Raw genomic sequence first — 12996 nt, 5'->3', positions numbered from 1 at the left:
TTGTAGTGACTTGGCCTTTCTATGACTTAAGAATATTTTCTTCTGTACATTTTTGCAAAGAATGTGATGTCTAAAATTTTCCATAAAAAGAACGAAGCTTTACTCCCTAATGGAATAAAGCCCCGTATCAATTTATTCATTCTTTTTGTCGTCTTCATTGCCACGAAGCTCTTCAATCAACGACATCAGTTCATCTTCATAGAGAGCTTTTTCATTAATTTTGTTCTCACGATTTTTCGGTTCTTCAATTTTTTCTTGTTCCGTATGTTTTGGTCCCGTTAATCGATCTGCTCTTTTATCCGGAGCGTCCAGCTTTTCTTGTGATACTTGCGCTGGTGATTCGAGTTCGTCTTGTTCACTTGAATCACTTTCCAAAAAGTATAGGGACGAATCATTCGACTGTTCGATTTTTGGTTGCTTCTCTGCGTCAGATGATTCTAGTTTGTCCTGATCGTTCCAACCGCTTAAGAATTGTTTCTCTTCGCTATTGGTTGAGAAGTTTTCAAGTGAACCGTCCTGATGATACTTTTGTTGGTTTTTCTCCGTTGCTGTTACGACTTCATCTAAATCAATTTCTTCTGTCAGGCTCGGCTGCAAGCTAAACTTTGGCTTTTCTTTAACAAACACCAAGCCCAGTTCATGACGTTCATTTTGATAGATCGGTCGCTGTACGAATCGAATCTCTTCGTCCAAATTTTTCACTGACAACTTACAATATGTTTGGTTGACACGCATAATCTCATAAAATTCATGTTCATTACTCACCGGCTGATCATGAACCCGAACAATTTTTTCACCGACAACTAAACCCATTTCATCTGCAGGTGAGTGAGGAATGATCCCGACAATCTTGATTCCATCTGGTTGCGGACTATAAATCGAGCGTTTTCCGGACTCGCTCACAAAAGTTGCCCACTGAATGACAATGCGTCCAACAACCGCGACTCCGAGAAATACATAAACCCACTCCGGATACATATATAAGCCAACTGCTAAAGCCACCAATACGACGAACAATAACGTAAGTTTTTTCGCTAGTTGCTTGGCTCCATGGTCACTCAATGTGCTATGAAATCGTTGTTGGAAACCAATAATAGCGGGGAATAGCATTAAGCTAAACGTTGTGGACCCCATTTCAAACACCGGCCACCACGGTAGCCACTGTTCGAGTTGCAAAGCTGTTCCTTGAATCGGAACAAAAAATGGGACAAACACCAATCGTTTGGCAGAATGGAATCCGACGAACTTACCTCGGTCACTTTTTTCTAAACCAGGGAATGTTCGTGAGCGTTTCGTCGTTGCTACCAGTATAATTTCTGCCAAAAATAAAACGAGCATAATATAGCTAACAAAGACAAGATCGACAGCGTAAATCGCATCTGAAATTGTTTGATTAATAATGGTTACATCAAAAAAATTCAATAGCCATATCGTCAATGCAGAAATCCCGATGGTATAAATCGGTGACAATAAACGAGTTTGGTTAAACAACAGAAATAGAAGCGTAATGGCGGATACAAACAGCATCCATTCATAACGAATCAATCCGCCGGTCAATAAAATGCCGACAGAAAGAAGTAAGCCAAATAACAATCCTGTTAACCAAGTTCCCTTCCATTCTGCGGTCATTTCAAAAATCCGGTGGCCAAACTGCTTACGTTCCTTTTCAATTCGTTTATACCCTGTCCAAAACGTAAAGATTATGGCTGCATACAAAAGAGGTTGCCATGTCACACGTAAAATTCCTAATCCGATCTCTACCAGCCAATCCATCCACACGTTCAATCCCTCACTCTCTCTAAGAAGCAACATCGTCTATTCAAATATATATATTTGAAACTTCTAAACAGTTCTTCGAAAAATTCGTTAATACCTTTACACTTCGTCAAAACTAGTACTTAATCCTGCAAATTTCGTTAATAAAATTCTAGCTTCGTTGGTTATGTAGCTCCCAACTGTATATGTTCCCAAAAACAAAGATGATGAACCTCTTATCGTGAAATTTAATTATTCAGGTTGGATATTTTCCTGTTTGGAAAATAGTTTTCTAAAACGATCTACTAAACAAAAAAGATGACCAGAAAGCCATCTTTTTCGTTTATTATTTAACTACCTGTAATTTCTTCAACAGCCCGTTTTAATTGACGGTCGTTTTCTGGATTTTCAACAGCTTCCAAAATCAATGTTTCTAGTTTTTCTTCCGTCTTTTCATTGATTTCTCCCGTTACATTCAAGTCGTGCTCCTTTTGGAAACCTTCAACAGCCTTTGTCGTTTGTTTGTCAAAGTACCCGTCCGTTCGGTTCATTTCATAACCTAAACCTTTTAGCATAATTTGAGCTTTCTCCACTTCAGCACCATTCATATTGTATTTCAACGGTTCATCTGTCTGAATGAGTGTCGTGTAGAAATAATCCGGTTGCTTCACTTCGATTGTCGGTTCGACACCGACTTCATTAATTTGATTCCCATGCGGACTGAGCCAGTTCATGACCGTAACTTTCAACATGCCATCTCCTAACTCCATCGCTTGTTGTACAGTCCCTTTTCCGAACGTCGTTTCGCCAATAATTTCAGATTCGACGACTTCTTTAAATGCTGCAGCTAAAATTTCAGACGCAGAAGCACTACCTTCATTGACTAACACAGCAATTGGATAATCTTTTCTGCCTTGGCCATTCGTATAGTAGGCCTCACCTTTCTCGCCACGTCTTTCTGTCATGACGAACGGATCATCCGGACCGAGGAAGTTTGCTAAAATACTTTCGACTGAATCGAAGAGGCCTCCAGGATTTCCACGCACATCGATGACAAGCCCTTCAATATTTTCTTCATCTTCTAATTTCAATAATTGATCATTAAATTCTTTAGCAGTTCCTTCACCGAACGAACGGATTTCAAGAACGCCGACCTTTTTTCCATCCTGCTCCATCACATCTGAATAAACAGTCGTGAGCGGGATTGTATCTCTTGTAATTGTAATTTCAATCGGTTCTTCAACACCAGGTCGGTCAATCGTCAGAACGACATCTGTTCCTTTCTCACCACGAATAAGTGATGTCGCTTCATACACGGTGTAGTCCTCAACCGATTCACCATCTACCTCAATCACCCGGTCGTTCGGTCGGATCCCTGCCTCTTCAGCAGGTGAGCCTTTTAACGGTGCAATGATCGTTATATGCTCATCGCGTTTTGTTACTTCTGCGCCAATACCTTCGAAGCTGGATTCTAATGATTGATTAAACTGCTTCGTCATTTCTGCATTTAAGTATTCACTATATGGGTCATCCAGTTCACTGACCATACCTTCAATCGCTCCATTAATGAGCTCTTGTCGTTCCACTTCATTAACAAAATTAGCTTGGATCAGATCGATCGCCCTGTCGAGTGATTGAAATTCGTCTGGTGTTTTCGTTTCTTTCGATTCAGATTCTTCTTCCTGATCATTCTTAGAATCCGTCTCTTCTTTTCCATCTGTCTCTTTCTCTGTTGTAGGGTCATTAGCTGTTGTATCCATCGCTTGCATCGTCAATCCTGTTGCGACAGCACCGATGAGCAGAGCGATCAAGATCATGCTTATAAAAAACTTTTTACTAATATTCATTTGGTCACCTCAAAACAAGAAAGTTTGTCCAATCTCAATATGTATCGATAGTTGTATCGATGGATGATTCAAAGACGAAACCAATAATAGCAACGTCTATAAAAATAGATAAAAGCATCACACAAACTGTGTAATGCTTTTATCGTACTATACGTCTACTCATCCGTAAATGAGAAATTACTTATCTGATTCCGAAATTAGCTGGGTTTACTGCATTACTCTTAGAAGCATTCCATCCACCGCGGTGAATTTCAAAGTGTAAATGCTGACCGAATGATTGACCGGTGTTCCCCATATTTCCTAGGTATTGGCCTTGACTTACCGTCTGCCCAGTTGACACAGCTCTGTTTCTCATATGCGCATAAACAGTTGTATATTTTTGCCCGTTAATGATGTGAGAAATGAATACAACATGTCCATAACTGTTGGAATAATACGAACGACTTACAATCCCTGAAGCAGCGGCCTTGATTGGTACTATGCCACCTTGTGCTAAGTCAACGCCTGGGTGGAATGACGAACATCCACTACAGCTTCTGTGACCGAATCCTGAGGATAGATAACCTGCTGATGGTCGAATGAAACCACTGGAAGATGATGTTTGTTCAATCTGAGTGTCTCCACTTCCAGAACCGCTATTCGACGATCCTGATGAATTTGGTTTATTAGAGTTGCTTTGTTGTTCCTCTTTCTTTCTTCGTTCTTCTTCTTTCTGTTGAGCGATCAGCTTGTCAAAAGCAGCTTTTTGGCTGCGAAGATTTTCTTCTTTTTCAGCTAAACTCATTTGGTGATTATGTGCTTCTTCTTCTTGTTTGTCCAATTTCGCCATTTGTGTGTCTTTCATGCCTAATTGGTCTTCTAACTGAACAAACAAGTTGTCTAGCTTCGTTTTCTCAGCAGCTAAAGAAGCTTTTTGAGATTCTAACTGTTTCTTTTCTGAAGCGACTTTATCACGTTGTGCTGTGACAGTCTCTTTATCTTTTTCAACTTGCACTTTATTTTCTTCTACTTTTGTTTTATTCTTTTCGACTTGTTTTTTATTGTTTTCCAAGTCTTTTTTCTCTTGGATATGTGTTTCTAAAATCTGATTGTCTTGTTCCATGATTTTATTAACAGCGACAGTTCGGTTAATAAAGTCACCAAAGTTCTTCGATCCTAAAATCACTTCTAAGTATTGGATGTCTCCGCCGTTTTTCTGTATGCTTCGTAGACGGTTTTTCAATAAGTCTTCACGTTTTTCAATGCTCGCTTCTTGCTCTTTAATTTCTGCTTTCAGTTGTTCAATTTCTTCTTTTAATTGCTTAATTTCTGCTTGAAGCTCGCTAATTTTTGTTTCGAGCTCATTGATTTCTCCATTTAACTTATCAATTTCACTCTGTTTTGTATTAATTTGATTTTCTTTCTCTTTCAGTTCGTTGATTTTCTTGTCAATCTGACTTTGTGTGTTCGATGCTTTTTCATCTAATTTATTGATTTCGTTTTGGGTATTTTTTTGTTTTTGTTTAATTTCATTCAGGCGATCTTTTGCTTTATCCAAATCACTTTTAACATCTTTATGTTGCTCATTCACTTGGCTTTTTTCTTTCTGCAAATCACTGATACTCTTCGCACTGACATCTGTTACTGTTGATAGCTGAAAAATTCCTACGAACAAAATTGCTGCTAAGAATAGTTTCACCGTGTTTTTCTTCAACTTTTGTTCCCCTTTCAAATCCTCAATAGATTAGTAGATTTGCTTGCTGTTTCTCTCTAGCGATGTTTGCGTCTTTATACACGTAAAAACTTACGAACGCTCATTACGCTTCCCCAAATACCAATTACAACGCCAATTCCAAGTAATATTCCTGAGATTTGCCAAATAAATGGATTCGCTGGTAATAATTCAAAGAACGGAATTGGAATCTTATTCGCAAACTGATTATAGAGATAGAAATATCCACCAGCTACAACAGCAATCGGAATAATTGATCCAAGTACACCCATCAATGCACCTTCTACGAAAAATGGCCAGCGGATAAAGCTGTTTTTCGCTCCAACGAGTTTCATAATGCCAATTTCAGTCTGACGTGCGATAATCGTCATTTTAATCGTATTGGAAATAAGGAAGATCGCCGTCAATAATAATGCGCCGATGAAGATGATTCCGATCCATCTTGCAATGTCATTGAAAGCTATCAACCTGTCAACAACATCTTTCATATAATTGACTTCTTCTACGTTATCCATTTGTTCAATTTGACTGGCTACGCCTGCCAATTGCTCTGGTTCATATGTTTTTATATTAAAGGCGTCATTCAATGGGTTAAATTGTTCAAATAGCTCCCATTGATCCCCCGATTCACCCATATCGGAAATGAGCCCTTCAAGTTCTTCTTCTTTTGATGAAAATTCCATCTCACTAATCTCTGAGATTTCATTGATCTGCTTTTCCAACGCTTGAATGTCTTGGTCTTCAGCAGTTCTTTCTACATATACTTTCATTTGAGCTTCATTTTCAATGTTTTCAGCGAGTTGATTAAGGTTAAACATTAATGCAAGGAAAATCCCGACCAACACTAATGTTGTTGTTACCGCACCAACTGACGCTACCGTCATCCAACTGTTTCTCACTATATTTTTCGTGCCTTCTCGCACGTGTCTTCTCATCGTACTAAGCTTCATAACCGTATTCCCCTCGATGCTCGTCTCTCACTATTTGACCGTTTTCCATAGCGATGACTCTTTTTCTAAGTTTGTTTACAATTTCCTGACTGTGAGTGGCCATAACGATCGTCGTTCCTCTTGTATTGATCTCCTCAAAGATTTGCATGATTTCCCATGAAGTTTCCGGGTCTAAGTTTCCTGTCGGCTCGTCCGCGATGACAACCTTTGGATTATTGACAATTGCTCGTGCAATCGCAACTCTCTGTTGTTCCCCACCTGATAACTGGTTCGGTAGGAATCTCGCTTTCGATTTCAAACCAACCATTTCCAAAACTTCGAGTACACGCTTGTTGATTTTCTTCGGACTTTCTTCAATAACTTCCAAGGCAAATGCGACGTTTTCGAACGCCGTCAAACGAGGAAGTAATTTAAAGTCTTGGAAAATGACACCGATATTTCGTCGTAAGAAAGGAACTTCTTTTTGTTTCATATCAGTCACGTTCTTACCTTCAATCAATACATCGCCTTTTGTGGCTAACTCTTCGCGGTACATCATTTTAATAAATGAACTTTTTCCTGCACCACTTGCACCCACAATATAAACGAATTCCCCTGCATCGATATTTACGGATAAATCATCAACGGCGATTACACCGTTGCTATATTCTTTATGAACATTTTTCATCTCGATCATAATAAGTAAACGATCCCCCTAAGATGTTTTTTCGTTAGCTGTCGATTCTATATGTTTTTTCTGTATTTATAGGAAATCTAGTAGATTGATAGGTTGATATGTATGTGAACAATCAACTAACTATTTAATTTAAAACCTATTATAACATCATTCGGCAGAAAATTTACCGATTTTTATATTACAATTTCATTTCAAAGTTTAGAGTGTAACTTGGTTTACTAGGAACTTCGTCGTGTTTTGACGGATCGATCAACCCCTTTCGATGTATATCGACCGAATTCTAGGTTTCTTTACTTCGATTACCTCTGACTAAGTCGTTCATATTACCTAAACATAGAGTTCCGATAGGACAAATGGAATAATTTAAATAGAATAAGTGTAGAAGAGATGATGGGGTACTGACTTACACTGAAGAATGACTCGTTAACACTGAAGCCTTGGGGATTAACACTGAAGGTGAGCTGTTCAACACTGAAGATTGCATAATTAACACTGAAGTTTCTCGATTTAACACTGAAGGCGGTTAATTTAACACGGAAGCTAGTGGGATTAACACTGAACATCCCTCGAGTTGTCTTACTTCTTGCTCGTTTCTAAGTTTATTCACAAAAAAAGCTATCTCATCCATTCAGATGAGATAGCTCGTTCAATACATCATTCATTCCATTTACTGTTGTACTAACCAATCAGCGATTTCTTGTGCGTCGCCTTCTTCAACGTTCTGTGCTGGCATTGAGCCTTTACCATTTTGAATGATGTCTACGATTTCACTTGCGTCGTAGCTATCACCTACACCTTCAAGAGCTGGACCTGCTCCACCGGATAGGTCACCGCCGTGGCAAGATGCACAGTTTTGCTGGTAAAGCTCTTCACCTTGGCCAGTGTCGCCACCGCCAGATGCTGACTCTTCTCCACCGCCGTTTCCGCCGTCATCTCCGCCGCCACATGCAGCTAAGACAAGCATTCCACCAAAGATTGCTGTGAGTAATTTTTTCTTCATGATTGTTGACCTCCTCATTATGTTTGTTTCTATGTTTCCCTAAACGTCCAAAAGTTAATCAACTTTTGAACGTAAATAGGCATCGATAAATGAATCTAATTCTCCATCCATTACGGCTTGTGTGTTGCCGTTTTCGAGGTTTGTACGGTGGTCTTTCACCATGTTGTATGGATGGAACACATAAGAACGGATCTGGCTACCCCAGCCGATTTCTTTTTGTTCCCCTCGAATTTCATCCATTTCTTGTTGTTTTTTCTCAATTTCGAGTTGATATAATTTTGACTTCAACATTTTCATCGCTTGTTCACGGTTCTTAATTTGAGAACGCTCCGACTGGCACGTAACAACTGTTCCTGTCGGCTCATGCGTAATGCGAACAGCTGAATCGGATGTGTTGACGTGCTGTCCACCTGCACCACTTGAACGGTACGTATCAATACGTAAATCTTCTGACTTCACTTCTACTTCAACATCTCCTGTAAATTCTGGTACGACTTCACACGATGCGAATGAAGTGTGTCGTCTGCCTGACGAGTCAAATGGCGAGATTCGCACAAGTCGATGAACGCCTTTCTCTGCTTTCAAGTAACCGTAAGCATTGTGACCTTTGATGAGGATCGTGACACTTTTAACGCCTGCCTCATCTCCAGGTAAGTAATCCATTGTTTCAACTTTAAAGCCTTGTTTCTCAGCATATCGCGTATACATCCGGAGGAGCATTGCCGCCCAATCTTGGGATTCAGTTCCGCCAGCACCCGAATGAATTTCCAATATCGCGTTATTCTTATCGTAAGGCTCACTCAATAAAATTTCAAGTTCGAAGCTGTCGAGTTCCTTCGATAATTGTTGAATGCTTTCATGTAAATCATCAAAAAGCTCTTTGTCATCTTCTTCTTTGACCAGTTCATAAGAAACGTCAAGGTTTTCAAGTTCTTCTGAAAGCTTGTCCACTTCTTGAACGGTCTGTTTGAGTCCATTCATTTCATCGATTACTTGCTGAGCATTGTCTTGATCATCCCAAAAACCCGGTTCAGTCATCTGAACTTCTAGCTCATCAATTCGTTTACGCTTTTCAGGTAAGTCAAAGTGACCTCCTAAAGTTTTCTAATGTCTCACTCATTTTGTCAATTTTCTGTTTGATTTCTGTTAAATCCATACCTTCACCTCTTCAGTTATTGTTTCCATATACCCGTATTATAACACGATTAAACAAAACTAAAATTGAACAATTCGTTGCAAGTGGATTTTTTTCCGGTCAATTTTATTGTAATAATGCCACCCGTCTGGAGTTTTTTACGACCAAGCGCTGAATTCATGTGACCTAATGCGTTCGATACGCAACCTGTTTTTTAGTTTTTATGCAGGTTAGGCGGTAAAATGTAACTGTTTTTGGCTTATATGCGACTTTTTTAAAAATATCAACCTTGGCTTGAATATTCAAAATGGTATGTGCCCAATTCAGTTTTATATGAGACCAATAAATCCAGATATGTGCCCAACTGGAAGACTTATGGTACCAAATTACAGATATATGCGACCTTTTCAAAGATTTTTGTAACCAAAATGAAAAAATATGATCCTTAACTAATGACATCAGTGACCAATCCAATAAAAAAGGTTGAAAAGCTGGGAAATCAGCTTTTCGACCTTTTAACATTTTATTATTTGCCATGACAATGCTTATATTTTCTTCCGCTTCCGCATGGACATGGTTCATTTCGCCCGACTTCTTTTTTCTTCACAATCGGCTGACGCTTTTTCTGTTGTTGACGTCCGCCGGCAATCGCCTCAGTACCTGTCGCGACGGCTTGACGCTGTAAGTTTTCTCGAATTTGTGCCTTCATTGCGTACTTAGCGACTTCTTGTTCGATGGATGCAATCATCTCTTCAAACATCGAGAAGCCTTCCATTTGATACTCTTGCAATGGATCGTTTTGACCGTATGCACGCAAATGAATTCCTTGGCGCAGTTGGTCCATTTGGTCAATATGGTCCATCCATTTGCTGTCAACCGTACGCAGTAGGATGACTTTTTCAAATTCACGCATTTGATCCTCGGTCAATTCTTCTTCACGAGCATCGTATTTCTCTTGTGTTTTACCAATGACCCATTCAATGATTTCTTCCGGTTCTTTCCCTTTCAAATCATCAACGGAAACTTCATCTTGGTTCAACACATTCGCCTGTAAAAATTCTGCCAATGCTTCTAAATCCCAGTTTTCATCGTCTTCATCTTGAGTGTATGCAAGTACATTCCGTTCGACTGTTGAACGAATCATACCTTCGATAATTTCACGCAAGCTGTCGGATTCAAGAACATCTTTACGCTGTTCATAAATAATATCACGCTGTTGGCGCATAACATCATCATACGCAAGTAACTGTTTACGTGCGTCAAAGTTGTTTCCTTCAACACGTTTCTGAGCAGATTCCACTGCACGGGATACCATTTTACTTTCAATCGGCTGATCTTCTTCTAAGCCAAATCGGTCCATCATCGCTTTCATGTTGTCCGAACCGAAACGACGCATCAATTCATCTTCCATGGAAAGGTAGAACTGAGAGACACCCGGGTCTCCTTGACGACCAGAACGTCCACGAAGCTGGTTATCAATCCGGCGTGATTCGTGTCGCTCCGTACCGATAACAGCTAATCCGCCTAGTTCTTTTACACCGTCGCCTAATTTAATGTCTGTACCACGGCCGGCCATGTTCGTCGCAATCGTAACGGCACCTTTTTGGCCTGCTTCTAAAATAATCTCTGCTTCTTTAAAGTGGTTCTTCGCGTTCAAAATATTATGTTTAACGCCCATTTTTTTCAAGAAATTTGAGATTAACTCAGACGTCTCGACAGCGACTGTACCAATCAAAATTGGTTGTCCTTTTTCGTGACGCTCCTTCACTTCCCGAACGAGCGCTTGATATTTTCCATCAACGGTTTTATAAATCAAATCTGCGCGGTCATCCCGGCGGATCGGTTCATTCGTTGGAATAGAAACGACCTGCATATTGTAAATATTACGAAATTCCTCTTCTTCCGTTTTGGCTGTACCTGTCATACCCGATATCTTTTCATACATCCGGAAAAAGTTCTGGAAAGTAATCGTCGCAAGTGTCATACTTTCCTTCTGAATCGGCAAGCCTTCTTTCGCTTCGATTGCCTGGTGTAGTCCATCACTATAGCGACGGCCCTTCATCAAACGACCTGTAAATTGATCGACGATGACGACTTCGTTTTCCTCAACGACATAATCAGTATCTTTACGCATAACAACATGCGCTTTTAACGCTTGATTAATATGATGCGTCAACGCGACATTATTTAAATTATAAAGATTTTCGATATTGAAATATTGTTCAGCTTTTGTGATTCCTTGTTCTGTCAGCTGCACATTTCGCGTTTTTTCATCATACGTATAGTCTTCTTCATTTTTTAATGTCGAAGCAAACTGATCTGCTTGTAAGTAATTGGACTGAGACTTTCTTTGAGACCCAGAAATAATTAATGGTGTACGTGCTTCATCAATTAAAATGGAGTCTACCTCGTCAATGATCGCGAAATGAAGCGGACGCTGAACCATTTTTTCTTTATATAACACCATGTTATCGCGTAGGTAATCAAACCCGAATTCATTATTCGTACCATACGTAATATCTTTTGCGTAAGCTTCGCGCTTTTCGTCTTTCGATAAATCATTCGTATTTAAACCAACTGTTAGACCAAGCCAATTATAGAGCTCACCCATTTCAGTTGAGTCACGATCGGCAAGATAATCGTTCACCGTAATAATATGAACGCCTTTTCCGGTAATCGCATTTAAGTATGCCGGCATCGTTGAGGCCAATGTTTTCCCTTCACCCGTTTTCATTTCCGCAATATCCCCATGATGTAGGGCAATTGCACCAAGCAACTGGACGTAGAACGGACGCATGCCTAGCACACGTTTCGAAGCTTCACGCACAACCGCATACGCTTCCGGTAATAAATTATCTAATGACTCGCCATCTTGATAACGTTTTTTAAACTCATCTGTTTTTTCTTGTAATGCATAATCAGAAAGCTGCTGCATCTGTGGCTCAAGTTCTTCTATTTGATCCGCAACTTTTTCTAGTTTTTTCAACTGGCGACTATTTCCATCACCAAATACTTTCGTCAATAACTGTTTCATTTATCCTCAACCCCAAGATTAAATTTACACTTACACACCATTCATGATAACACTAATGAAACAACCATGACAACAATCCTCATCCGTGTGACTCTCCCACATTGTCGGCTAAAAATCGACAAGTATGTTGTAGATGAATTTCCCCTCAATTAAGAAAAAATGGTTGACTGGGGCAGTAGTCAACCATTACAAGATCATTAAGCGGGTTGTTATTTGGAATTGAGGAAGGAGTAGGATTTCGGTTGAAGGATTTCTGGAGCGTTCGTTGTGGAGGTATAAACACTCAGATGGTCTTCGATAACGGATATTTTTTCATTAGACGCTGCGACAATTCGCATTAATTGCACAATGATCTCGTTCTGTTGTTTAAGTTCTATCTCGAGACGTGAACAACTGGGGCAAGGTTTCATATTGCACATCTCGTATTCCCCCCTTAATGATCTTGCATGTCTTAGTTATATCACAGGTTTATAAGGAAGAAAAATCGCTAAAATGCACGTATGGCAGGGTTTTGAGACCCTTTTTGTCTGGATTGTACGATAAGTGAGCAGAAATCGATTGGAAAAATGATTTATCTACAAAATGAAAGTTTTTTAAAAATATTTTTTGAGTAGATAATTTATGCTTTTATGTATTGCATAATGTCCGCAGATTCACCGCGGAAAACGAGTCTTGTCTTCGCAGATATGCTCCTTAATTAAAAGGATATGAGCCCAAATCGAAATGATATGCTCCCTAAATTGGTAATTATGTGACCAATTTTTCGATATATGCCCCCTATGTTAAAAAATATGTTCCCAATTCGAAAAGATATGAGCCAATCAACAATCACTATAATATATGAGAAAATAAAAATAGCCTTAGTCCAGCAATCAGACCAAGGCTATT

At 39.5% G+C, this 12996-nt stretch carries 8 protein-coding genes; all 8 read right to left on the bottom strand.

The window, feature by feature from the left end:
* Positions 1–132: 132 nt before the first annotated feature.
* Complete coding sequence (locus KC820_RS00920; RefSeq protein ID WP_212367265.1) at positions 133–1773, bottom strand: PDZ domain-containing protein; 1641 nt, start codon at positions 1771–1773, stop codon at positions 133–135.
* A gap of 332 nt (positions 1774–2105) precedes the next feature.
* A complete protein-coding gene (locus tag KC820_RS00915) occupies positions 2106–3602 on the bottom strand; it encodes a S41 family peptidase (RefSeq protein ID WP_212367264.1) in 1497 nt (498 codons plus the stop codon).
* A 181-nt stretch (positions 3603–3783) separates the two neighbouring features.
* Positions 3784–5295 carry a murein hydrolase activator EnvC family protein gene (locus KC820_RS00910; protein ID WP_212367262.1) on the bottom strand — a complete coding sequence of 504 codons (1512 nt, stop codon included), beginning with the start codon at positions 5293–5295 and terminating at the stop codon, positions 3784–3786.
* 74 nt (positions 5296–5369) lie between these two features.
* On the bottom strand, positions 5370–6263 hold the full coding sequence (gene ftsX / locus KC820_RS00905; RefSeq protein ID WP_212367260.1) for a permease-like cell division protein FtsX: 894 nt from the start codon (positions 6261–6263) through the stop codon (positions 5370–5372).
* On the bottom strand, positions 6253–6939 hold the full coding sequence (gene ftsE, locus KC820_RS00900) for a cell division ATP-binding protein FtsE (RefSeq protein ID WP_212367258.1): 687 nt from the start codon (positions 6937–6939) through the stop codon (positions 6253–6255). The genes ftsX and ftsE overlap by 11 nt, the downstream gene beginning before the upstream one ends.
* A 667-nt stretch (positions 6940–7606) precedes the next feature.
* Complete coding sequence (gene cccB, locus KC820_RS00895) at positions 7607–7939, bottom strand: cytochrome c551 (protein ID WP_144087950.1); 333 nt, start codon at positions 7937–7939, stop codon at positions 7607–7609.
* Between the two features lie 54 nt (positions 7940–7993).
* Positions 7994–9095, bottom strand: a protein-coding gene (prfB, locus tag KC820_RS00890; protein WP_212367255.1) for a peptide chain release factor 2 whose coding sequence is annotated in 2 segments (ribosomal slippage) — positions 7994–9022 and positions 9024–9095 — 1101 coding nt in all. Because the reading frame shifts where the segments join, the coding sequence is not laid out codon by codon here.
* A gap of 505 nt (positions 9096–9600) precedes the next feature.
* Entirely contained in the window at positions 9601–12108 is a 2508-nt protein-coding gene (gene secA, locus KC820_RS00885) for a preprotein translocase subunit SecA (RefSeq protein WP_212367253.1), read from the bottom strand.
* Positions 12109–12996: the final 888 nt, after the last annotated feature.

It is taken from the genome of Allobacillus saliphilus (genome assembly GCF_018138385.1).
GTDB classification, from domain to species: domain Bacteria; phylum Bacillota; class Bacilli; order Bacillales; family Alkalibacillaceae; genus Allobacillus; species Allobacillus saliphilus.
The sequence above is the reverse complement of the archived record's forward strand: the minus strand, read 5'-3'. Positions and strand labels throughout refer to the sequence as shown.